The following is a 22,957-nucleotide window of genomic DNA, read 5'->3' on the forward strand; positions in this document are numbered from 1 at the left end:
TATACGCAATGTATATTCAGCTACAACGCCCTTTCGCCTCGCACCAGCTGTGCTCGGTTGGGCGTCGCCACGACGTTCGCGCGCCGATGACTTGTCACCCAGCATCACCGAGCTACGCCGCGACCAACGCTGGGCCGTGCGCGATCTGCAGAACCTTCCGCGCAGCACGGTGGAACTCATCTGATGCGCGTGCACGCCATGCAAGGCGACACCGTCGACCTGCTGTGCTGGCGCCACCTGGGCAGCACGGCCGGCCTGGTCGAGCACACCTATCTCCTCAATCCCGGCCTGGCCGAACTAGGCGCTGTGCTTCCGCATGGCACCCCGGTGGAGTTGCCCGAGGTAACCACCACCACAGCGGCGATGACGCCGCTTGTGCAGCTATGGGACTGACCTGATGACCGAACCCACCTCCGTATCGAGCGGCTTCTTGATCGCCACCGGTGTGGGCCTTGCCTCCGTGCTGCCTGGCATCGATGGCGACGCGCTGATCGGCGCCTTCGCGGGCGGCGCGCTGTTTGTCGTGTCTGCCGCCAAACAACCGCTGTTGGCGCGACTGATCTATTTCCCGGTGAGCGTGATCGCCGGCTACCAGCTGGCGCCAGAGATCCTGCTCTGGCTGCCAATCAAATCCAGTGGCGTGGCTGCCTTCGCCAGCGCGGCGTGCGCGATCACCGTCACGCTGGGCCTGATCGAAAAGAGCAAATCGTTCGACTTTTCCTTCCTACGTCGTGGAGGTCCGCCCAGTGCATAGCCTGGTCACCGTCCTGACGTTGATGGCCTCGCTGGCCATCTGCGTCCGCCTGCTTACCTACCACCGCCCAGTCGATGCGCGCCATCGACGCAGCGCGGGCTGGTGCGCGTGGTTGCTGATCGCCAGCACCGGCGGCCAGGCACTGCACATCCTGCTGGCCGGCGCCGGCTCGCAGGTCAGTCTCTGTCACCTGGGCACGTTGATCGTGCTGGCGGTGCTCACCTACCGCGCCCAGGGCAATGTGGCGCGCATCCTGAAGGTCGATTGATGTTCACCGATACCCAGCTCGCCTCGATCATGCAGTGCTCGCCGCAACGCGCACAGCGCTGGCATGGCCCACTACTCGCCGCCGCCAACCGCTTCGGCATCACCACCAAGCGTCGCGCCGCGCACTGGCTTGGCCAGGTCGGTCACGAGAGTCTGAGCCTGTCGCGCATGGAAGAAGGGCTGACCTACACCACAAGCGCTCGGTTGCTGGAGGTGTACGGCGCGCGCATCACACCGGCCCAGGCACCCACCTTCCTGCGCAACCCCGCCGGCCTGGCGAACTTCGTCTACGCCGACCGCCTGGGCAACGGCAACGAAGCCAGCGGCGACGGCTATCGCCACCGTGGCCGTGGCCCGATGCAGCACACCTTCCGTGGCAACTACCGCCGCATCGGTGAGCTGATCGGCTTGCCGGTGGAAGAGCAGCCGGATCTGCTACTGCAGATCGAGCCGAGCGCATTGGGCGCGGCGGCGTACTGGCAGGACAACGGCCTCAACGCGCTGGCCGATACGGGCGACGTGCTGGGCCTGGGCCGGAAGATCAACCTGGGCAACGTGCGCGCCAAGCGCTTGCCCGAAGGCCACAGCGATCGCGTCACGCGCACGCAGCGTGCTCTGCAGATCCTGGGTGTCGGCTGATGGTCACGCGCCTGATCATCCTGCTGGCGCTGATTGCAGTGCTCGTCGGTGGCTGCGTGTGGCAAGAGCAGCGTGTCAGCGCAGCGCAGCAAGACCGCGATACCGCGCTGCAGGCCAAGCGTCGGGCCGAGGCGGAACGCGACAGCGCCAAAGGCTCCACCACTGTCGTCACGCAGTACGTCGACCGCGTGCAGATCGTGCGCGAAGCCGGCGCCACCATCACCCGCGAGATCCCGATCTATGTCACCCAGAAAGCCGATGCTGCTTGCGCTATCCCTGCTGGCTTTGTGCGGCTGCACGACGCCGCCGCCACGGGCAACCCTGCCGGGCCGCCCACCGCAGATCCTGATGCGCCGGCCCCGGCATTACGCTCTCTGGCATTGCCGGTACCGTCGCCGACAACTACACCAGCTGCCACGCCACCGCCGCGCAGCTGAGCGCGCTGCAGGACTGGGTCGACCTCCACGCACCGGGGCCGGCCCCATGATCAAGCCCGCCAGCCTGCGCGCGCATCTGGTCGCAGCGCTGCCGGATCTGGCGCGCGATGCCGACCGGCTGCCGGTGTTTATCGACGCCGGCAGCCTGGTCAGCACGTTCCAGCCGGGGCTGTCCTTCGAGTACCAATACACGCTCAACCTGATTGTGACCGACCACGCCGGCCATCCAGACGGCGTGATGCTGCCGCTGCTGGAATGGGTGCAGGTCAACCAGTCCGAGCTGCTGTCCAACCCGGCGCGACGTGGTGACATCGCCTTCGAGGCCGACATCCTCGCCAACGATGCGGTGGACCTCTCGATCAAGTGCCGCTGACCGAACGCGTCGTGGTGACGGCGAAGGATGGCGGCGGCTATGACATGACCCATGCGCCGGAGCCGGTGATCGATCCGACATGGATGAGCTGACCGCACTAGAGAACTGGGCCGCGCCATTACTGGCGCCCCTGCAGGAGGGCGAGCGGCGCAAACTGGCGCGCAAGATCGGCACCGCGTTGCGGCGCTCGCAGAGCCAGCGCATCGGTAAACAGCAGGCACCTGACGGCACGCCATACGCACCGCGCAAGCAGCAGCTGCGGCAGAAGTCCGGGCGGGTCAAGCGCAAGAAGATGTTTGCCAAGCTGCGGCAAGCCAAGTACCTCAAGGTCAGTACTAGTCCCAATGCAGTAAGCGTGGGGTTTGTAGGTCGCGTGTCGCGAATTGCGCGTGTGCATCAAGAGGGGCTCGAAGATCGTGTGCGACCAGGCGGCCCCGAGGTGCACTATTACAATAGGGCCGACGTCCCCCCAATTTTGAGTAGCACCTCAGTTTGGAGTCCAATTCCCTACCCCAAGGAGATTGGACGTGAAGAAGCGTTTTTCCGAAGAGCAGATCATCGGCTTCCTGCGCGAAGCCGAAGCGGGCATAGCGATCAAGGACTTATGCCGGCGGCATGGCTTCAGTGAGGCCTCGTACTATCTGTGGCGCAGCAAGTTCGGCGGCATGAGCGTGCCCGACGCCAAGCGGCTCAAGGACCTTGAGGCCGAGAACGCGCGGCTAAAGAGGTTGCTGGCCGAGCAGTTGTTCGAGAATGACCTGATCAAGGATGCGTTGCGAAAAAAGTGGTGAGCGCACCGGCGCGTCGTGCGCTGGTGCGCGAGTGGATCGGGCGTGGTGCTAGCGAGCGTCGTGCCTTGGCGGCGATTGGCATGAGCGCCAGCGCGCTGCGCTATTGCCCACGCCAAGACCGCAATGGCGAACTGCGCGAGCGCATTCTTGCGTTGGCGCATCGCCATCGCCGCTACGGCGTGGGGATGATCTATCTCAAGCTGCGACAGGAAGGACGCCTGGTGAACTACAAGCGCGTGGAGCGGTTGTATCGCGAGCAGCAGCTACAAGTGCGGCACCGCAAGCGCAAGAAGGTACCGGTTGGCGAGCGTCAGCCGCTGCTGCGGCCAGCGCAGGCCAACCAGGTGTGGTCGATGGACTTCGTGTTCGACCGCTCCGCCGACGGCCGAGTGATCAAGTGTCTGGTGATCGTGGACGACGCAACGCACGAAGCGGTCGCCATCGAGGTGGAACGCGCGATCTCCGGGCACGGCGTTGCGCGCGTGCTGGATCGGTTGGCACACAGTCGCGGCCTGCCGCAGGTGATCCGCACCGACAACGGCAAGGAGTTTTGCGGCAAAGCGATGGTTGCCTGGGCGCATGACCGGGGTGTGCAGCTACGGCTCATCCAGCCGGGCAAACCAAACCAGAACGCCTACGTCGAATCGTTCAACGGCCGGCTGCGCGACGAATGCCTCAACGAACACTGGTTCCCAACGCTGCTGCATGCACGCAATGAGATCGAACGCTGGCGACGCGAATACAACGAGGACCGACCCAAGAACGCAATTGGCGGCATGACGCCGTCCGCTTATGCCCAACATCTGGCAAACACCGATATCATCAACCCCGGACTCTAAACGCGGCCGCTACTCAGGGCGGGGGGACGTCGGGGCAATACTCGGCATAACTAAAGAAGAAAGAGAGGCGTTACATGACTTGCTTAGTTTGTACTTGGCTGGAGGGTTGTGACCCTAAAATTCCATTTAGTTTCCTATTGACATTTAGGCACTAAATGCTAATAGTACGTTAATAACGTGCATTCACATTACATTAATAAACAAAGTCATGGAGGGCTAGTGAAAAAAACTCATGTTTTTACTGCTGTGGGGTTGGTTGCAGCTGGCTTAGCTACCTTTTTACTTATGAAGCCCTCGCCACCGGCAGACGCATCGCGTGGCTCATCAGATCAAGCTGTAGCCCGTAGAGCCGACGAAGTATCGATTCCCAGAAGCGGCAGTAGTGCCATCAACCAGCAGGCATCGGACTGGGCATCAAAGCCTTCAGATGAGCTGTATCGAAATTTTCATACCACTAAAAGCCGCGCGGAGGCTGGTGATGCTGCTGCACAACGCCGGCTCGCGGAGATCTACGAACAATGCGCCATGTACAGTGTCTCGCCAAAAAATTTCGCGAGCATGCTGGACTCATATTCGAAGATTAAGAAAGAAAATTCTTCTCGATACGAGCAAATAAAGAGCCGGTTTTCTCACTATTGCAGAGAGGTTGATGGAGGAGAAGTAATTCCTCTAGAGGCAATTGAGCTTTGGTATAAAGAGGCTGCGAGACGCGGAGATCTAATCGCGCAATTGAAGCTTGCCTCCGGAAAAACAATGAGTTCGGAGGAGTATCAAAACCTAGTTGCAAAGGCAGTTAAGAGCAAAGGCCCAGAAGCAATTTTTGCAGTTGAAGAAATGGTAAATAATCCAAATGCTTCAATAGAGCTTGGATCTTATGCGCCGGATAACTCAGGAAATTACACTGAATTCGCATGGGCCTTGGCGGCCTGTAAAGCTGGCGCTGCATGTGGACCGGGATCTTACCGGTCAGACATGATTTGCCTTAACTACGGAATCTGTGGCTCACGTTATGAAGATGCTGTAAGAAACAAAATTGTACCACCTGGACAATTGAATTTACTTGATAAGCAGGTTGAAAAAATCCAATCAATCATCAAAATGGAAAAATAAAAGGGATTTAAATGAAGGTCAAAGAGAGAGTTGTTTTTAAGCGCTACCTAGCATTTTTCGCGCTTGTAATTTCAAGTCTGCCAGTCATAGCTTCAGCCGTTACCATTCGTGCGGGTTACGCACCCTATAATCAAGTTGCTCCAGCTGAAGGAATCACGGTTCTGGACGACTCGCTTTTGAGGGTGGCGGCAATGTATGGCCTTTGGGGAATGTACAGAACAGTGAATGGCCTTACCGCCTTGCCAAGAGGTTCTACCTTCGACGTTGTATATTCTGACGGATCAAGTGAGAAAGCTACGGTTGCATGCATAGGAGCGACCATATGCGTTATCCCAGTTCCGGGAACTCAGAGACGGGACGATGGCACCCTGATCAGTAACGGCGGCGGTGGGGGTGGCGGTGGTAAGAGTGGTGGCAGCGGCGGCGGCGGTAGTTGGGGCGGTGTTGTGGTTGTCGGCCCGCCAACGCAAGAGCCGTAAGAAACTATACGATTGGATAATTAAACCTTTTTTATGACCGCACGTCGCAAGTGCGGTTTTTTTTGCCAACACTTTACTTCATTAACCCTGACCATCAGCTGGAATTTTGTTGCAGTCGTACCAACAGCGTCGTTTTGTTTTCCTTGATTTCCGGTTTTGGCGCCACTGGCGCGAGGAGTCGGTAAGATGTTTTCGGCCAGGACGCAATCGCAGCCTTGCATCGGGTTGGTTTGGCGATATGCGTGCAGGTCCTGTACATGAAGGCCAGGGCTAATCGGGAAACTTTAAAACATTGCGGCCCGAAGGCGCGAGTGTTTGTAGCGATTGAGTTAACGTGGGGTGCCTCTTCCTGGGACTGACTTCTAAAGCAACACTGACACAACCCCTCAAGCTCGTCTGCAATGGCCTCTTTTACTGCCGTCGATCTTTCAAAGCTCCAAGCTCCCGACTTGATCGAGACCCTAGCATTTGAGGCGATCTTCGCCGAAGCGCTCGCGCAGTTTCGTCGGCTGATGCCTGAATTCTCCGCACTCACCGAAGCAGATCCGGTCTACAAGCTCCTGCAGCTGTTCGCAGCCCGCGAGCTATTGCTCCGCCAGCGCGCCAACGACAAGGCGCAACAGACGATGCAGGCCTTCGCCACCGGTACCAACCTCGATCACCTCGGCGCGCTGTTCGGAGTGGCGCGCCTGGTGCTCGATCCGGGGCAACCGGATAACGGCATTCCACCATCCTACGAGTCGGACGTGGACTTCCGCCGCCGCATCCAGCTGGCGCCCGAGGGCTTCAGTGTGGCCGGCCCCGAGGGTGCCTACATCTACCATGTACTCAGCGCATCCGCGGATGTCATGGACGCCAGCGCGACCAGCCCTGCGCCTGTGTCGACTCCCCGCAGTTCAGTGCCAGCCAAAATTAGAGGTCTGCGGTTGATGTTGATCACGGAACTCGGCGGGCGTTAGCCCGCCCAGGCTGTCGTGCGGGATCTGCTGGTTATAGTCGGCCAGCCAGTGTTCGGTCTGTTGGCGGACCTCGCTGAGCGTGCGGAACAGATGCATGTCCAGCACGCCACGCCGGTAGCTGCCGTTGAAGCGTTCGATAAAACCGTTTTGCATTGGACGCCCCGGCTCGATGAAGTCCAAGGCGATGCCCTTGCGCTCGGCCCACTCGGCCAAGGCCAATGCGACAAACTCCGGGCCATTGTCCAAGCGAAGTTTGGCGGGGTAGCCGCGCCAGGCTGCGATGCGTTCCAAGGTGCGCATGACGCGGGCGGCCGGAAGATTCAAGTCCACTTCGATCGCCAAGGCTTCCCGGCTGAAGTCGTCGATGACATTGAACGTACGGAAGCGCCGACCATCCCACAGCGCATCGGACATAAAGTCGATTGACCATCCAGCATTGGGTCGCTCTCCGCATGCCAGCGGCTGTGGATGACGGGTCGGGACCCGGCGCCTGCTGCGGCGACGTTGATTGAGCTTCATCAGGCAGTACACGCGCCACACCCTTTTATGATTCCACACATGTCCGCGACGGCGGATGATCTGAAAAAGCTTTCCAAAACCACGCTCGGGAAAGCGCTCGGCCAATTCGGACAGCAGCGCAATGACCTTCTCGTTGCGATCAGGACGGCGCCGATAGCGCGCTGTCGAGCGAGCCACGCCAACGACTGCACAGGCCCGGCGCTCGCTCCAGCCATGCTGCTCGACGAGCCAGGCAAGAAGCGGGCGTTTATGCGCCGGGTCTACAGTTTTTTTGCGATGACATCCTTCAATGCATGGTTTTCCATCGCGAGCTCGGCGTACATGCGTTTGAGCTTGCTGTGCTCGGTCTCCAGGTCGCGAAGGCGCTGGACATCAGCGGCCTCCGTGCCACCGTACTTGGACTTCCAGACGTAGTACGTGGCGTCGGAAATACCCAGCTCACGGCACACATCCTTGACATGGCGGCCGCCCTCAACCTGCTTCAGCGTGGCGACAATCTGGCTCTCGGTGAACTTGCTCTTGCGCATCGTTGGTCTCCTTGGTGGCTAGTGTGCCGGAGACCTCTAACTATGGATGGATCAATTTTACGGGGAGTCGACACCTGGTCAAGTGTTGGTCACTGTGCAATCGCGCACTGGCGATGGCGCCGCGCCGCAGGAACTGCTCGACGAAGTGGCCGCCGTCCTCACCGATGCCGACGTGCGCCCGTTGACCGACGAGGTAGCTGTCCAGAGCGCCAAGATCGTCCCGTATGCCATTCGTGGACGCGTCTACACCTACGCCGGCACCGACTCGGCGGTGGTCATGCGCGAGGCGCTGCGCAGCCTGCAGGCGTATCTGGACGAGGCACACCGTCTCGGCCGCGACGTACCGGAATCGGCGATCAAGGCCAAGCTGTTTGCCGATGGTGTGCAGCGCGTGGAGCTGGAATCGCCTGCAGCTGACATCAGGATCAGTCGCATGCAGGCCGCCTACTGCACCGCGATCGACATCGTGCACGCCGGCATCGATGAATAGCCCTCTGCCGCCCAACGCCACCAAGATGGAGCGCGCCCTGGCCGCCGTCACCGATCGCCTGGAAGCGATCCCGCTGCCGTACCCGGATCTGTGGAATCCGGACACGTGCCCGGCTGGCCATCTGCCGTGGCTGGCCTGGACGCTGTCGGTGGACGACTGGAAGGCCGACTGGAGCGATGCGATCAAGCGCTCGCGCCTGCGCAGCGCCATGGCGATCCAGCGGCGTAAGGGCACTGCCAACAGCGTCCGTATGGTCGTCGAGTCGTTCGGCGGGGCGGTGTCATACGCCCTGGGTTCCGTAGACACTCAAGACCCTCGTTGCGCGTAGCGCCGTTCAAACTCTACAGGCGACAGGTCGCCGGTTGAACCATGACGGCGTTTTGGGTTGTAGAACATCTCGATGTAGTCGAACACCTCCGTGCGCGCGGCGTCCTTGGTGGGGTAGACCCGCCGCCTGATCCGCTCGCGTTTGAGCAGGCCCAAGAAGCTCTCCACCGGGGCGTTGTCATGGCAGTTACCGCGCCGACTCATGCTGCACACCAAGCCATGGGATGCCAGGAAACTCTGCCAGTCATCGCTGGTGTAGACCGATCCTTGGTCCGAGTGGATCAGGCAACCCGATCTGGGTTTGCGCCGCCATACCGCCGATAGCAGGGCCTGCACGACCAACTCGGTATCGGCCCGATCGCGCATCGCCCAGCCGACGACCTGCCTGGAGAACAGATCGATCACCACAGCCAGATACATCCAGCCTTCATGCGTGCGGATGAAGGTGAAATCGCTCGCCCAGGCCGTGTCCGGCTCAGCGACATTGAACTGCCGATCAAGCAGGTTGGCTGCGGCGACGTACTCGGTCCCGCAATGGAAGCGGGGTTTGCGCCCATAGCCCACATGCGCACGTAACCCTTCCGCACGCATCAACCGATGCACCCGATGGCGACTGCAGCGCTCCGCCAGATCGCGCAGATCCTTGGTGATCTTGCGATGCCCATAGACACTGCCGCTGGCCAGCCACTGGTGCTTGATTAACCCCAGCAGGCGTTCGTCTTCCTTGGCGCGCTCACTCTTGGGCGACTTTAGCCAAGCGTAGTCACCGGCCCGGTTCACCCGCAACACCCGGCACATCGCGCACAGCCTAAATTCCCCGCGATGGGTCTGCATGAAGGCGTACTTTGCCTTTACCCCTTGGCAAAGTACGCGGCGGCCTTTTTTAGGATGTCGCGCTCCTCGGTCACTCGGCGCAACTCGGCCTTCAGGCGCCGAACCTCGGCGCTCTGGTCCACCTCGGCGCGCTGCACGACGCCGCGCTTGCCGAACTTGCGCATCCAGGCGTACAGGCTGTGCGTGGTGACAACCAGGAGCTCGGCGACTTCTGCCGCCTTGAACCTGTGATCGGTCACTTGCCGGACCGCTTCGATCTTGAACTCATCCGTATACCGCTTGCTGCTCATGGACACCTCCGAATTAGCTATTTTCCATGGCCTTGAGATGTCTAGAAAAGCCTGGGCGTATCAGATCGAATCCAGCCATCGGCGTGAGACAAGCACGCGAAGCAAAGAACCACCGGATGCCAACGCCGACCACCTTCGAAAAGGTGCTGGCCTTCGCTAGAGAACGCGGCTCGCTTCCGCCGCATACAAAGGGAAGCTGCCCAAGCTATCTCGCGCCAGTCATGGTGCTGGCGTATAGCGCGCGCCTACGCGGCATCGAGGTGTGCACACTCAACGACACACATAAGCAGCCAACAGGCATCCATGCTCAACGGCGCAAGGGGTCACGCGACACGCTCACCGAGTGGGATCCAGAAATGATCGAAGCGTGGAATTTCCTCGTAGCACGACGCACCGCTATCTGGACTAAAAACGGTCGAAATTTTGCAGTGCCCATTAAGGCTGAGGATCGGCGCCTACTGGTTGAACAGTCAGGTAACCCGATGGCTAAGTCATCGCTGGATAGTGCCTGGCAGCGATTCATCACACTTGCAATGACAGACGGGATCATTTCGAAGCAGGAGCGCTTTTCGCTACACGGCCTCAAGCATCGCGGCATTACCGACACAGTGGGTAACCGGGGCGACAAACAAGACGCTGCAGGGCATGTGACAGCAGCAATGACAGGCCGCTATGACCATGCACTGCCGGTGGTAAAACCGCCAAAGCGCCGCTAATTTTCCCGGCAGCCTCGAATCAAGGCGCCTGGCGTGAGCTAAGCCTTTGATTTCATGGTGGGCCCAGAAGGATTCGAACCTTCAACCAAAGGATTATGAGTCCTCTGCTCTAACCGTTGAGCTATAGGCCCGTGTGTCTGGCAGCGAGATGGCGAGCATGTCGGGCCGTGTAGCGGACGCGAAAGTTTACCTGTCTACGCGTCACCCTGTCTGCTGGGCGGCGTGTACCTACAACGATTCAAGCGTCTATAGCTGCAAGATCGTGTATCGGTAACCACAACGAAAAAGCCCAGCGGCGGCTGGGCTTTGAGCATCATATTTCAGAGTTACGTCCCGCCGCCGCTCTACAAACGCCTTTGACGGACCGATGCACCCGAGCAGATTACCGCATGGTGTGGAGCTTGGTGATGCCGAAGCTGGTTTGTTAGCAGTCGATCGCAGCGCCATATGTGCGTCACCGTTAGCGCAAGCATGGCAATCAACACAATGTTGGCGGTCAATCGCAGCGTGACAATCAGCACGCTGTAGCAGCGGACGCGATGATCGCAACAAAGCGCGGGGTGGCCCTAGGAAGGCGGTACCTAGAAGCAACCAGCAGAACCTACCATCCCGAATCACCAATCCCGCCCCTTGCTCCCAATCCCCGCCCATCACGCATCGGCAGTCTCAAACTGCCCATCGATCAACTGCCGGCCCGCACGAAACCCGTGCGCGATCGCCTCCTGGTACGTCTCATAACCTGGCCCGTTACCGGCAATGCGCGGTTGGCGCTTGCCGCCGAGCGCGTACACATCCACCCACAGCGTCCACTTGGCATCCGGGGAAGCCTGCTCGACGCGTACGCGGACCTCGTGTTCGCGGTACGTGGTTGTTTCGAAGCGGCTTTGCCTACTCATAAGACGATCCCGTTTCCATTCGTCCGCCAACTTAGAAGTCACGGTCAGAACGCGACGTGAGGTTTGCAGAAACATCTGTTTAATGTTGCATGGCCGTGTGGCTTCGTCGCCGCTGCGTGAACGCATCAGCGCGCCGTTCACAGCGCGCAGCATTTTACGAGTCTCATGCCGCCATAGGGCAAGCATAGCCAACTGCCCACGCCACAACGCAGCAGCCCCGCACGAGCGGGGCTGCTGTGTGATCACTGCACGGTTACGACTGAGGCATCAGTCGATATCCAGGAACGAGCGCAGCTGTTCCGAACGGCTCGGGTGACGCAGCTTGCGCAACGCCTTGGCCTCTATCTGACGGATCCGCTCGCGGGTGACGTCGAACTGCTTACCGACCTCTTCCAGCGTGTGATCGGTGTTCATGTCGATACCGAAGCGCATCCGCAGCACCTTCGCCTCGCGCGGGGTGAGGCCGGCCAACACATCACGCACCGTCTCGGAGAGATTGATGTTGGTGGTGTTGTCGATCGGTGACTCCACATTGGTGTCCTCGATGAAGTCGCCCAGATGCGAATCCTCGTCGTCGCCGATCGGGGTTTCCATCGAGATCGGCTCCTTGGCGATTTTCATCACCTTGCGGATCTTGTCCTCGGGCATGTCCATTTCCTTGGCCAGTTCCTCCGGCGTCGCCTCGCGGCCGAACTGCTGAAGCATCTGGCGGGAAATGCGGTTCAACTTGTTGATCGTTTCGATCATGTGCACCGGAATACGGATGGTGCGCGCCTGATCGGCGATCGAACGGGTGATGGCCTGACGGATCCACCACGTTGCATATGTTGAGAACTTGTAACCGCGACGGTATTCGAACTTGTCCACGGCCTTCATCAGGCCGATGTTGCCTTCCTGGATCAGGTCGAGGAACTGCAGGCCGCGGTTGGTGTACTTCTTGGCAATCGAGATGACCAGACGCAGGTTGGCTTCGACCATTTCCTTCTTGGCCTTGCGCGCCTTGGCTTCGCCATAGGCCATCGCACGGCTGATCTCTTTGATCTCGCCCAGCGTCAGATAGCTGGACTTCTCCATCTCCATCGAGCCCTGCTGCTCGGAGATGATCTGATCCTTGACGTCGCGCAGCGCCGACGACCACTTCTGCTTGCGCTTGAGTGCGTCTTCCACCCATTCCAGGTTGGTCTGATTGCCTTCCCAGGAGCGGATGAAATCCTTGCGCGGCATACGGGCCACGGTGGTGGCCAGGTGCAGCACCTTGCGCTCGTGGTCCTTGATGCCGTTGACCACGCCACGCAGCTGGGTGACCAGCGCGTCGGTCAGCGGCAGCGGCAACTTGAGCGTGGTGAAAATGGCGGCCATGTCTTCGCGCGCCTTGACCACCAGCTTGTGCTCGGCGCCGTTCTTGGCATAGACCTTCTTGAACTTGGCGTATTCGTTGGCCAGGTTCTCCATGCGCGTGGCGACTTCCACCGGGTCCGGACCGGTCGGGCCGGCCTCTTCTTCGGCAGCGTCGTCATCGCCATCTTCGTCGTCGTCTTCATCCACCGCGTCCTCGTCGACAGCGACGGGGCCAGCGGCAGCCAGCGCGGCGGCAGCGGCGTCGGCTTCTTCGATCAGGTCGTTGAAGCCCACCACGATCTCGGCCAGACGCTTCTTGCCTTCCTTATGCGCTTCGTAATCGGCGAGCAGCATTTCGGTCGACAGCGGGAACACGCCCAGTGCTGCCTGGACCTGGCTCAGGCCTTCTTCGATGCGCTTGGCGATGGCGATTTCGCCTTCGCGGGTCAGCAGCTCGACCGTGCCCATTTCGCGCATATACATGCGCACCGGGTCGGTGGTACGGCCACCTTCGGTGTCGAGCGCAGTCAGCGCGGCGGCAGCTTCTTCGGCTGCGGTGTCGTCAACCTCGCGGTTGCCGGTGTTGCCATCGTTGAGCAACAGGGTTTCGGCATCGGGTGCAACTTCATGGACATCGATGCCCATGCCGTTGATCATGCTGATGATGTCTTCGATCTGCTCCGGGTCGACAAGGTCGTCGGGCAGATGGTCATTGACTTCGGCGTAGGTCAGATAGCCCTGTTCCAGGCCCTTGCTGATCAGTAGCTTGATGTCGGATTGCTGGGCAGGACGTTCGTTGGCCATGAGTGCTCGCGCCACCGGCTTTGAGATTGGAAAGAGAACCTAGCATTATACCAGCGTGAAGCCCGGTCTGCCGGATTCAAGACGGGACCGCTGGTGGACGTGTTGTATCTAGGGTCTGAGAAGGAAAGTCACCGGGCCATCGTTGACCAGGTCGACAACCATATGGGCACCGAAGCGCCCCGTTTCCACCCCGCCGCGGTGTTTTTCGCGACAAATGCCCACTACTTGATTGAACGCCCGTTCAGCCTCTTCGGGCGGCGCCGCGGTGCTGAAGCCTGGGCGATTTCCGGAACTGGTGTCAGCGGCCAGGGTGAACTGGCTTACCAGCAGCAGGCCGCCGCCGGTATCGGTGAGTGAGTGATTCATCTTGCCGGCGTCGTCGCCGAAGACGCGGTAGCTGAGCAGGCGCTCGGCCAGGCGCCGGATCTGCGCATCGGTGTCGCCGGGCTCCACGCCGACCAGCGCCAGCAGCCCGGGGCCGATCTGCCCGACGATCTGGTCATCGACCGTGACGCTGGCGCGGATGACGCGCTGGATCAGTGCAAGCATGGGCATTCTCGGGCGGCAAACTGTGCCGCGCAGCATGCCCAGCGCTGCCGGCACTGTCACGCGCGGGCCTTCGCGGTCTGCGCTGTTTAGAATTGCGCCGATGACACCTGATGTTCGCGCTCGCCTGTTGTATGCCACCGCCGCCACCGTGGGACGTTTGCCGTGGCCGTTGCTCAAGCGCGTGGCCGACACGCTGGCCTGGAGCTGGCGCAAGCTCAACGCACGCGAGTCACGCGTGGCGCGCCGCAATCTGGAGCTGGCGTATCCGGAACTGAGCGCCGGGCAGCGCGCGCGCTTGCATGCGCAGGTCCTGCAATCGACCGCGCGGCAGACGCTGGAAGTGCTGCGCACCTGGACCCGCCCGCCGGCGGAGAATCTGGCCCGCCTGCAACGCAACGGCCAGGAACTCTACGACGCCGCGCTGGCCTCCGGGCGCGGGGTCATCGTGGCGGCGCCGCACTTCGGCAACTGGGAACTGCTCAACCAGTGGCTGTCCGAACGCGGGCCCATCGCCATTGTCTACCGGCCGCCGGAGTCCGAGGCGGTGGACGGTTTCCTGCAGTTGGCACGCGGCGGCGACAACGTGCGCCAGGTACGCGCCGAAGGGCCGGCGGTGCGGCAGTTGTTCAAGGTGCTCAAGGACGGCGGCGCGGTCGGCATCCTGCCCGACCAGCAACCGAAGATGGGCGATGGCGTGTTCGCACCGTTCTTCGGCATTCCGGCCTTGACCATGACCTTGGTCAACCGGCTGGCCGAGCGGACCGGGGCGATCGTGCTGTACGGCTGGTGCGAGCGCGCCGGCGACGATCTGCAGTTCGCACTGCATGTGCAATCGGCCGACCCCGCGGTGGCCAATGCGGATCCGGCACGTGCGGCCAGCGCGCTCAACGCCGGCATCGAACAGATTGCCCGGCGCGACCCGGCGCAATATCAGTGGACCTACAAGCGCTACACCCTGCGCCCGCCGGGCAGCGGCGAGGCCAATCCGTATGCGACCGAGCGGCATCCGCATTAGCGACGGGCGGCATCTGCAGCGCGACCTGTCAAGCGAGCGCGGCGGCGGCTCGCAAGGCTGGTCCTTTGGTCCGCCAGGTGTTTCACGTTGCGGCTCGACCACTTGGTCGCTGCTGGCGTGGGATGCCGGCAACGCAAGATGCAGCGCGCCCCAATCACGCCTGGTGCGTTTGCGTTCCACCCCTTCAGTACCTCCGTGCGACCGCGCAACCGCACTGTTCGTCATGCCAGCGGACCATCCGGCCAGCGCAGTGCGACTGGCGCAGCGCAACCGAACCGTGTCGCGCGGTGCCCGCATCGCACTCAGTCGTCGTGCGGATCGGCAGGCGTGGCCAAAATGCGTTGATAAAACGCCAGATCCAGCCAGCGCCCGAACTTGAAACCGGCTTCGCGCACGGTGCCGGCATGGGTGAAGCCGAACTGTTCGTGCAAGGCGATGCTGACCTGATTGTTGGCATCGATGCCGCCCACCAGCACATGCACGCCGCGCGCTTGCGCCGCCGCGATCAAGGCTTGCAGCAGCAGGCGCCCCAGGCCTTTACCGCGATGGTCGCGGTGCACATAGATCGAGTGCTCGACGCTGTACTTGAACGCCGGCCAGGCGCGGAAGGTGCCGTAGCTGGCAAAGCCCATCAGGGTGCCGTCAGCGTCCTCCACGCCAATCACCGGAAAGCCGCCCACCTGCTTGGTGGCGAACCAGCCGACCATGCTCTCCGGTGGCCGTGGCCGGTAGTCGTACAGCGCAGTGGAATTGGCGATGGCTTCGTTGAAGATGTCCAGAATGGCGCTGGCGTGGCGCGCTTGGCTGCAATCGACAATGTGCATGGTGCCCGACGAACATGGAGGTCGCCCGATTAGAAAGCATTGCCAGGCGCTGAACAACGCGGGCCGCAGGCAAGCAATCGGCACATGGCGCGCCACTCAATCGGCAGCGGCTGGATGCAGCGTTCTACCCGGTCGTGGCGACTGCCTGTTGCCAGGCGCGCGACAATGGACAGACGCGATCATGCAGTGACCGCGGCGGCGCCCGCCTTGAAGCGGCCGTGGCAATCCCCATCTGGAGTCGTGCATGAGCAGCCCCGTCCCCTCCCCCAGCGCACAGGCCTTCGGCGATCCGGCGGCGATCCGCTGTGAGCGCGCCGCTTCCGAGCTGCGTGCCGGGCGCCCGGTGCTGCTGACGGCGGCGCATGGACAGGCGCGTGCGGTGCTGGCATTGGACAGCAGCACCGCGCAGTCGTACGTGGCCTTCGCCCGCGCCGCGCAGGGCCGCCACTATCTGTTCGTGACGCCCACCCGCGCCCAGGTGCTGGGCCTGAGCGCGCCGCAGGGTGCGCGCGTGGGCTTGGTCGATCACAACTACGACCAGCTCGCCGCGCTGGCCTACCTGCGCGACACCCCGGTGCCCACGCAATGGACGGCCGGCGATGCGCTGGATGCCGGCGGCGCGGAGATCGCGCGGCTAGGCTTGCTACTGCCGGCACTGCTGGCGGTAGAACTGCGCGATGTGCACGACCATGCTGCGTTCGCCGGCTGCCAGTCGCTGGCGCTGGACGATTTGAGCCGCGGCTGCGCCACCTCCGCAGCGGCCGGTTACGAGTTGGTGACCCGCACCCCGGTGCCGCTACGCGGCCTGGGCATGAGCGAATTTGTGGTGTTCCGCGGCGGCGTGGCGCAGCGCGACCAGGTGGCCATCGTGGTCGGCCAGCCAGACCTCACGAGTGCCGTGCCGGTGCGTGTGCATTCGTCGTGCCTCACCGGCGACCTGTTCGGCTCGCTCAAATGCGATTGCGGCGACCAGCTGCGACACGGCCTGGCCAAGCTGAAAGAACTCGGTGGCGGTGTGCTGCTGTACCTGGATCAGGAAGGCCGCGGCACCGGCATCGCCGCGAAGATGCGTGCCTACGGCTACCAGCATGCCGGCCTGGACACGATCGATGCCGACGCGCAGCTGGGCTTCGGCCCAGACGAGCGCCGCTACGGCAGTGCGGTGGCGATGCTGCGCGGGCTGGGCATTGGCCGGATCCGGCTGTTGACCAATAACCCGGCCAAGGCCGAGCGCCTGCGCGCAGCCGGCATTGCGGTCGAAGACCGCATCGCGATCACCGGCGACATTACCGCCGAAAACGAGCAGTACCTACGCACCAAGGCTGCACGCGCAGGCCATGCGCTGGATGTGGATGCGTTGATCCTGGCTGCGCAATAGCGCGCCCGGCGCCGGATGCGCCTGCACTCGGCGGCCGGCTATGCTTGCGAACCGCTTCTGCAGGCTCGCCTCGTGCACGACGCTCCACCGCCGCACCCCGATGTCATCGTCGCGCCTGCTTCGCCAGAAGCGCCAGCCGTGAACCACAGCCAGTGGCAGTCGCTGCCGCGCCGCGGTGCGTATGTGGCGGCGGTCAACGGTGCGCTCGGCGGCGGATGTGCGGGCCTGATCGCAGGCGGCGTGACGGTTGTCTGGCTGCACGCTTGGCATCAGTGGCCGGCGGTGCTGGGCGTAACCGTGGCCATCGCCCTGCTGGGTGCCTGGTTTGCGGTCAAACGGCATCGGCTGACGCATTGGAAACTCGATCAGTATGGCTTGGCGCTACAGCGCGGCCATCTGTGGCAAAGCGATACGCGCGTTCCGATCTCGCGCGTGCAGCACGTGGATCTGCGTCGCGGGCCGATCGAACGCGCGACCCGCCTGACCACGCTGGTGGTGCATACCGCCGGCAGCCGGCTCAATGCCGTGGCGCTGTCGGGGCTGGATCAGGACGATGCCGAACGCCTGCGTGATCGCCTGGCGCGACAGCTCGATCACGACGACGACGCGCTATGAGCGCCATCGAACATCCCGGCAACGACGAGCAGCGCCTGCATCCGTTGTCGTGGGTGTTCGTGTTGCTGCAGCAGATCCGTCAGTTCCTGATTCCGCTCGCCGCACTGGTGCTGTTTGGCAACCGCGACGGCAGTAGCGATTTTGCCGACCAGATCGCCACTGGCGTGGTGATCGCGGTGCTGGTGGCGATTTCGGTGCTGCGTTACTTCACCTACCGCTACCGGATCGGCAGCGATGGCGTGTCGATTCGAAGTGGTCTGCTGGAACGCAGCCGGCGTGATATTCCGTTTGCGCGCATCCATAACGTGGTGGTGCATCAATCGCTGCTGCACCGCCTGGCCGGCGTGGCCGAGGTCCGCCTGGAATCGGCTGGCGGGCACAAGCCGGAAGCGGAAATGCGCGTGCTGCGGCTGGATCAGGCTCTGGCGCTGGAAGATCTGATCCGTCGCCGCGTGACGGACGCAGATGTCCAGGCAGCGCACATCGACGAAGACAGCGGCAGTCTGCTGCGCATGTCGATGACTGAAGTGATCCGGCTGGGGCTGATCTCCAATCGCGGCATGGTGGTGGTGGCGGCCAGCTTCGGCGTCATCTACCAGATGATTCCGCGCCGCACGGTGTCCAACTTCGTCGAGCACAACGGCGAGCTGGCGTACCGCTACGTCAGCCAGACGCATCCCGGCGTCGCGGTCACGGCAACGCTGGTGATGATCGCCACGCTTGCCGTGCTTGCGGCGATGCGCGCGCTGTCGGTGGCCCTGGCGGTGACGCAGTACCACGGCTTTCATCTAAGCGAATCCGAGCGCCGCCTCACCGTGGAGCGCGGGCTGCTGACGCGGATCCGCAGCAGCGTGGCCTTGCGGCGGATCCAGTCGTGGACGCTGTACGAAGGCCTGCTGCATCGTTTGTTCGGACGCCGCCAGTTGCGGGTGGACACCGCCGTGGCCGGCAGAGGCGATAACGAAGGCAGCGCACTGAAGGAACTCGCCCCCATTGCCGACCCGCAGCACTGCGATGCCTTGCTGCAGCGCCTGCTGCCCGGTATCGCATGGCCGCCGGCACAGTGGCAGTCGATCGCCACGCATTGCTGGTGGCGATTGAGTCTGCCCACGGCGCTCGTGCTGCTGCCGCTGGTGGCGGGCCTGGCATGGCAGTTCGGCAGCCAGGCCTTATGGTTGCTGGCATGGCTGGCGTGGAGCGCCTTCAAAGCGCAGCGCCAGGTGCAACGCATGGCGTATGCGGTGGATGCGCGTTACGTTGCGGTGCGCGGTGGCTGGTGGAAGCGCTGGTGGCGACTGGCCGAGCTGGACAAGCTTCAGGCGCTGCAACTGCAACGCTCGCCGCTGGACCGGCTGTCCGGCACTGCCACGCTGTGGCTGGATACAGCCGGCGCCAGTGCAACCGGTCCGGCGCTGCGGCTGCGGTTTGTGCCGTTTGCCCAAGCGCAGGCGTTGCAGGCGCAACTCGGTGCCGCGTTGGCGCGGCGCAAGTTGCGCTGGTGATCAGCAACAGCGATCAGTCAATGGCGCTGATCAGCACTGGCCATCAGCAGTTGTGCTGATTGACATTGGCACTCGGGTCGGTGACCTGATCAATGACGGCGATCAGCTGCGGCAATGCGTTGCCGGCAACCATCGCCGCGCTGGTTACGGCTGATGAAGCTTGGAGCGGCTCTCAACACGTAGCCAGCGATCGTCAGGCGGATGCGACGGCGCGGAGCAACCGCAGTGTACGCGTGTGCCGCACAGAGGACGGGCCGCACCCGCCTGGCGGCTGCGCAGTCGGTTGGTAGCTGCGCTCAGCGTTGCGCCGGCCCCCAGTAGCCCAGCTCACGACGGATCTGCAGCCCGCGCCACACCGCGCCCAGCGGTTTGCGCCGCAGTTCGCCGAGCTTGCCGACAATGAAATCCTCGGTGGCGGCAATCACCCGCTCGGAGGAATGCCCGTCGCGATACGGGTGGATCGCATCGGCGTAGCTGGCAAGTGCACTGCGCAATGCCGCATCCGGGGCCAGCGCGCGCGTCAGCTGTTGCGGCAACTGCTGTGCCTGTTGGAAGTCGAGCATGTGCGGCTGCGGCACGCGATTGCGAAAGGTCACCACCGGTTTGTGCTGCACCACGAACTCGGACACGATCGATGAGGTATCCGAGACCAACACGTCGGCCGCGCGCTGCGCCGCCATGACGTCTTCGGGCTCGATGAAGCGTGCGTTGGCTCCCGCCAGCGCGCGATAGCGATCGAACAACTCCGGCGCGCACTTCGGGTGCAAGGTCAGCAGCCAGTAATGCGCGCCGCGCGCGATATCGGCGGCAATCTCCTCATAGAGCGCAGGCGCCGCGCTCAGCCGCTCGGTAAAGGTGGAACCGAACAGGATCACCGGGCGGCCAGCGGCTGGAGCGCGCAAGCCGGCGCTGCGGCCACCATCGTCGCGAAACACCGGATCGAGCTTGGGCCAGCCGGTTTCCACCACCGCAAAATGCCCTTCGCGCTGCGCCAGTGCGCGGAACGGCGCGGTGGTGGCCGGACCTTGCGTGCAATACAGATCGAACAAACCGCGCACGCGGAAATGACCGCGATTGTCCTCGCGCTTTTGCACATTGAAGCCGTGGAACAGCTGCACTTTCGCGCCCGACACGAACGGCGGCACCCAGTTGGCCGCGCTGAATACCGCGCGCGGACGCAAGGCCAGCGCCTCGCGCAGGCCGATCTCGCGCACGCCCGGCAGCGCCAGCCCGCGCGCGCCACCTTCGAACCAGGCCGACACCGCGTGCCCGGAGGCCTGTAATGCCTGCGCCAATGGCGCCAGAATAGGCAACGCGTAACGCTCCGTTGCGAACAGCAGGTAATCGGCCATCACATGTCCTCTTCGACCGCACCCGACGAACGGCCTCGCATTTCGGCCTGCATTATCGCGTTCAACGAGGCCGATCGCCTACGCGAATGTTTGACCTCGCTGGCGTTCTGCGACGAGATCGTGGTGGTGGACTCCGGCTCCACCGATGCCACCGCTGCCATCGCCAGCGCACACGGCGCGCGCGTGCTGCAACGCGCTTTCGATGGCTACCGCAGCCAGAAAGCGTTCTGCGTGGCACAGGCCAGCCACGACTGGGTGTTGTGTCTGGACGCCGACGAACGCGTCAGCGATGACTTGCGCGCCTCGATCATCGCTACGCGCGATGCTGGGTTCGCCACGGCGGCCGGCTACCGCTTCGCACGCTTGTCCGACTACTTCGGCCGCTTCCTGCGCCACGGCAACGCGTATCCGGACCGAGTGCTGCGCTTGTTCGATCGTCGCCGTGGTGGCTGGCGCGGCAAGCGCGAGATCCACGAAGCGGCCAGCGTGGATGGCGCGGTGGCGACGCTGGCGGGCGATCTGATCCATTACCCGTACCGATCGCTGATGCAGCAACTCGCCAAAACCCAGCGCTACGCGCAGATGATGGCCGAACACGAACACGCACGCGGCAAACGCGCCACCTGGAGCAAGCTGGTGCTGGCACCGGCCTGGCGCTTCTGGCGCGGCTATCTGTTGCGCGGCGGTTTTCGCGATGGCTGGCACGGGCTGATCTACGCCTACGTGCGCGCCAACTACGTGCGTCAGAAGACCATCATGCTGTGGTTGCTGCAGCACAACCAGCCGGTGCAGGATCCACCGCGCACGCCGGATCATCGCAGCGAGTAAGTTCGGATAAAAACGTCGAAAGCAGCCGTAAAGCAACTACGCATGGCGCGAACGCTGCTAGAAGCCGACATGTCCAAGTGACACGCGCCGATTCCAGCAACGGCTGCACATTCTGCTTCTGCGCAGGTATTTGATCGGCCACTCAATGCGCACGCTGCGGGCACGTGCGCCACATGCAGCCGGTGGATCACCCGTCGCTACCGGGTGCTCGTCACACCTGACTCGGCCTGCTGCGCCTGACGCGCTGCCAGCCCCACCAACACGCCGACCATGGCCGTGTAAAAGCTCGCCGCCACTTGGTGCGCAAACATCGATTGAGTCAGCCCGCACAACGCATAACTGATCACGAGCATGACCCCGGCCGCAGCCGGGCCACGGAACTGCTTCTGCCCACTGCGCCGATGCAGCCGCACGAAGATCCACAGCGGCACACCATAGACGGCAAGCAGCAGCAACAGGCCGGGCACGCCCTGGGTAGCTGCCCATTCGGCCAAATCGTTGTGCGCATGTCCCAACTGGCAACGAAACAACGCCGGGTTGGCGGCACAGGCCGGCAGGTCGTGCATCGCATCGTCGAAACGCCCAACGCCCACACCCGTCAACGGATGCGCCTTCACGGTATCCCAAGCCACATGCAGGCGTTCGATGCGGGCACCGGCCGACGAATCGGTGTCGCCCACTTCGTAACGTTGCAGGTCGCTCTGCAATTCGCCCAGGCGCATCTGGTCGGTCAGGGCCGGCACGCTGAGCGCAACGCCCACTGCCAGCACCGCGCCGCCGATGAAGGTCAGCAAGCGCGCACGCGCGCTATGCCAGGGTGCACCCCAGATCAGCACGCCCAGCGTCGCCAGCAGTGACAACAACACCCCACGGCTGCCGCTGAGCACGACCACCACCACGGTGGCCACCGCCGCGCTCACCAGCCAACGCACATTGCCGTCCGGGCGGCAGAACACCGCCACCACCAGCAACATCAGCGCGATGTCGGCAAACACAATGGCGTTGGTGAAGCCTTCGGCGCGGTCGGCACCGTTCATCACCTGCAGCAGCGCAATCAACATCGCCGCGAACACACCAGCCAGGGCACCGCGCCATAGCCAGACTTGGCGCGGCTGCAATGCATACGCCCACAGCGCCGCCCATGGCAGCACCAGGAAGCGTGATCGGTTGCCCACATCGCGCAGCCCGTGTTCGAACAAGGCGATCGACAGCAGCGACATTGCAATCACCGCCACCGTCAGCCAGCCCGCCACGCGCAACGACCACTCGCGCGCAGCAATGCCCTGACGCAGGCTGCGCCAGCCCACCAGCGAACCAAGCAACAGGCACAGGCCAAACGGCAGCAGCCCGCTCGGCATGCTGACAACCAGCGCGGTCAATGCGAACACGCCCAGCTCGGCAATACGCACGCCTGCCCGCGATGTGATTGGGGCAGACGGCGAAAGAGATGCGGGCTGGGTGTGCGAAGAATTCATCTAAAGATCGGTGGGAAAAGGGAGGCAACG

General features: G+C 62.8%; 20 protein-coding genes, 1 tRNA gene and 7 pseudogenes. 19 read left to right on the plus strand and 9 right to left on the minus strand.

All coding sequences use genetic code 11. The features are described from left to right. Positions 1-79: 79 nt before the first annotated feature. The 11 genes and pseudogenes from KWO_RS20920 to KWO_RS20980 all read left to right on the plus strand — a co-directional run. Positions 80-184 (plus strand): annotated as a pseudogene (locus KWO_RS20920) (head completion/stabilization protein); the annotation flags it as partial. Then, on the plus strand, positions 184-393 hold the full coding sequence (locus KWO_RS20925; RefSeq protein ID WP_010379716.1) for a tail protein X: 210 nt from the start codon (positions 184-186) through the stop codon (positions 391-393). The pseudogene KWO_RS20920 and the gene KWO_RS20925, both read left to right, overlap by 1 nt. Before the next feature lie 4 nt (positions 394-397). After that, positions 398-754, plus strand: a complete 357-nt coding sequence (locus KWO_RS20930; RefSeq protein ID WP_010379715.1) for a phage holin family protein — start codon at positions 398-400, stop codon at positions 752-754. Next, positions 747-1,022, plus strand: a complete 276-nt coding sequence (locus KWO_RS20935; RefSeq protein ID WP_010379714.1) for a phage holin family protein — start codon at positions 747-749, stop codon at positions 1,020-1,022. The genes KWO_RS20930 and KWO_RS20935 overlap by 8 nt, the downstream gene beginning before the upstream one ends. Continuing rightward, a complete protein-coding gene (locus KWO_RS20940) occupies positions 1,022-1,660 on the plus strand; it encodes a glycoside hydrolase family 19 protein (RefSeq protein ID WP_017112851.1) in 639 nt (212 codons plus the stop codon). Before KWO_RS20935 ends, KWO_RS20940 begins: the two co-directional genes overlap by 1 nt. Continuing rightward, a pseudogene (locus tag KWO_RS20945) lies at positions 1,660-2,147 on the plus strand (hypothetical protein). Before KWO_RS20940 ends, KWO_RS20945 begins: the two are co-directional and overlap by 1 nt. Further along, positions 2,144-2,562, plus strand: a pseudogene (locus tag KWO_RS20950) (phage tail protein). The pseudogenes KWO_RS20945 and KWO_RS20950 overlap by 4 nt, the downstream one beginning before the upstream one ends. After that, positions 2,550-2,927 (plus strand): annotated as a pseudogene (locus KWO_RS20955) (phage virion morphogenesis protein); the annotation flags it as partial. The pseudogenes KWO_RS20950 and KWO_RS20955, both read left to right, overlap by 13 nt. A gap of 70 nt (positions 2,928-2,997) precedes the next feature. Continuing rightward, positions 2,998-4,100, plus strand: a protein-coding gene (locus KWO_RS20960) for an IS3 family transposase (protein WP_100243780.1) whose coding sequence is annotated in 2 segments (ribosomal slippage) — positions 2,998-3,256 and positions 3,256-4,100 — 1,104 coding nt in all. Because the reading frame shifts where the segments join, the coding sequence is not laid out codon by codon here. Between the two features lie 219 nt (positions 4,101-4,319). Beyond that, complete coding sequence (locus tag KWO_RS20970) at positions 4,320-5,210, plus strand: hypothetical protein (RefSeq protein WP_227479838.1); 891 nt, start codon at positions 4,320-4,322, stop codon at positions 5,208-5,210. 880 nt (positions 5,211-6,090) lie between these two features. Next, positions 6,091-6,567: pseudogene (locus KWO_RS20980) on the plus strand (baseplate J/gp47 family protein); the annotation flags it as partial. Positions 6,568-6,585: 18 nt separating this feature from the next. Here KWO_RS20980 and KWO_RS20985 read toward each other — a convergent pair. Next, a protein-coding gene (locus KWO_RS20985; protein ID WP_113622342.1) for an IS3 family transposase occupies positions 6,586-7,694 on the minus strand; the annotation gives its coding sequence in 2 pieces (ribosomal slippage) (positions 6,586-7,442 and positions 7,442-7,694; 1,110 coding nt in all). A 70-nt stretch (positions 7,695-7,764) separates the two neighbouring features. Here KWO_RS20985 and KWO_RS20990 point away from each other — a divergent pair. Together KWO_RS20990 and KWO_RS20995 are read left to right on the plus strand one after the other, a co-directional pair. After that, a pseudogene (locus KWO_RS20990) lies at positions 7,765-8,184 on the plus strand (baseplate J/gp47 family protein); the annotation flags it as partial. Further along, a pseudogene (locus KWO_RS20995) lies at positions 8,177-8,467 on the plus strand (phage tail protein I); the annotation flags it as partial. The pseudogenes KWO_RS20990 and KWO_RS20995, both read left to right, overlap by 8 nt. 23 nt (positions 8,468-8,490) lie before the next feature. On the opposite strand, the gene KWO_RS21000 reads toward KWO_RS20995, so the two are convergent. Continuing rightward, a protein-coding gene (locus KWO_RS21000) for an IS3 family transposase (protein WP_100243791.1) occupies positions 8,491-9,635 on the minus strand; the annotation gives its coding sequence in 2 pieces (ribosomal slippage) (positions 8,491-9,398 and positions 9,398-9,635; 1,146 coding nt in all). Between the two features lie 116 nt (positions 9,636-9,751). Between KWO_RS21000 and KWO_RS21005 the strand changes: the two genes are divergently transcribed. Beyond that, the gene (locus KWO_RS21005; protein WP_227479820.1) at positions 9,752-10,351 is read left to right on the plus strand and encodes a site-specific integrase; all 600 of its coding nucleotides are present in this window, start codon (positions 9,752-9,754) and stop codon (positions 10,349-10,351) included. Between the two features lie 55 nt (positions 10,352-10,406). Here KWO_RS21005 and KWO_RS21010 read toward each other — a convergent pair. The 4 genes from KWO_RS21010 to dtd all read right to left on the minus strand — a co-directional run bounded on the left by KWO_RS21010 (position 10,407) and on the right by dtd (position 13,938). After that, positions 10,407-10,482 (minus strand) — tRNA-Ile (locus KWO_RS21010). Between the two features lie 519 nt (positions 10,483-11,001). Continuing rightward, complete coding sequence (locus KWO_RS21015; protein WP_026112127.1) at positions 11,002-11,322, minus strand: hypothetical protein; 321 nt, start codon at positions 11,320-11,322, stop codon at positions 11,002-11,004. Between the two features lie 192 nt (positions 11,323-11,514). Further along, the gene (gene rpoD, locus KWO_RS21020; RefSeq protein ID WP_010376818.1) at positions 11,515-13,389 is read right to left on the minus strand and encodes an RNA polymerase sigma factor RpoD; all 1,875 of its coding nucleotides are present in this window, start codon (positions 13,387-13,389) and stop codon (positions 11,515-11,517) included. 108 nt (positions 13,390-13,497) lie between these two features. Continuing rightward, on the minus strand, positions 13,498-13,938 hold the full coding sequence (gene dtd / locus KWO_RS21025) for a D-aminoacyl-tRNA deacylase (RefSeq protein WP_010376820.1): 441 nt from the start codon (positions 13,936-13,938) through the stop codon (positions 13,498-13,500). Between dtd and KWO_RS21030 the strand changes: the two genes are divergently transcribed. Next, positions 13,937-14,953, plus strand: a complete 1,017-nt coding sequence (locus KWO_RS21030) for a lauroyl acyltransferase (RefSeq protein ID WP_026112607.1) — start codon at positions 13,937-13,939, stop codon at positions 14,951-14,953. The two genes, dtd and KWO_RS21030, sit on opposite strands and share 2 nt — an antisense overlap. Before the next feature lie 302 nt (positions 14,954-15,255). Here the strand turns inward: KWO_RS21030 and KWO_RS21035 are convergent, their stop codons facing one another. Next, positions 15,256-15,777 carry a GNAT family N-acetyltransferase gene (locus KWO_RS21035; protein WP_010376823.1) on the minus strand — a complete coding sequence of 174 codons (522 nt, stop codon included), beginning with the start codon at positions 15,775-15,777 and terminating at the stop codon, positions 15,256-15,258. A gap of 244 nt (positions 15,778-16,021) precedes the next feature. On the opposite strand from KWO_RS21035, the gene ribA reads away from it, so the two are divergent. From ribA to KWO_RS21050, 3 genes are all read left to right on the plus strand, one after another. Continuing rightward, a complete protein-coding gene (gene ribA, locus KWO_RS21040; protein ID WP_010376825.1) occupies positions 16,022-17,155 on the plus strand; it encodes a GTP cyclohydrolase II RibA in 1,134 nt (377 codons plus the stop codon). 138 nt (positions 17,156-17,293) lie between these two features. Beyond that, a complete protein-coding gene (locus tag KWO_RS21045) occupies positions 17,294-17,770 on the plus strand; it encodes a PH domain-containing protein (protein WP_026112606.1) in 477 nt (158 codons plus the stop codon). Next, positions 17,767-19,272 (plus strand): PH domain-containing protein, encoded by a 1,506-nt coding sequence (locus KWO_RS21050; RefSeq protein ID WP_017112328.1) that lies wholly within the window; start codon positions 17,767-17,769, stop codon positions 19,270-19,272. Before KWO_RS21045 ends, KWO_RS21050 begins: the two co-directional genes overlap by 4 nt. 296 nt (positions 19,273-19,568) lie before the next feature. Here the strand turns inward: KWO_RS21050 and KWO_RS21055 are convergent, their stop codons facing one another. Next, positions 19,569-20,627, minus strand: a complete 1,059-nt coding sequence (locus tag KWO_RS21055) for a CDP-glycerol glycerophosphotransferase family protein (RefSeq protein ID WP_017112326.1) — start codon at positions 20,625-20,627, stop codon at positions 19,569-19,571. Between KWO_RS21055 and KWO_RS21060 the strand changes: the two genes are divergently transcribed. Then, positions 20,628-21,452, plus strand: a complete 825-nt coding sequence (locus KWO_RS21060; RefSeq protein ID WP_010376839.1) for a glycosyltransferase family 2 protein — start codon at positions 20,628-20,630, stop codon at positions 21,450-21,452. It abuts the gene before it with no gap. 197 nt (positions 21,453-21,649) lie between these two features. Here KWO_RS21060 and KWO_RS21065 read toward each other — a convergent pair whose 3' ends face one another. Continuing rightward, on the minus strand, positions 21,650-22,927 hold the full coding sequence (locus tag KWO_RS21065; RefSeq protein ID WP_010376841.1) for an O-antigen ligase family protein: 1,278 nt from the start codon (positions 22,925-22,927) through the stop codon (positions 21,650-21,652). Positions 22,928-22,957 lie beyond the last annotated feature (30 nt).

The sequence above is a fragment of the Xanthomonas vasicola pv. musacearum NCPPB 4379 genome (assembly GCF_000277895.2).
In the GTDB taxonomy this organism is placed as follows: domain Bacteria; phylum Pseudomonadota; class Gammaproteobacteria; order Xanthomonadales; family Xanthomonadaceae; genus Xanthomonas; species Xanthomonas vasicola.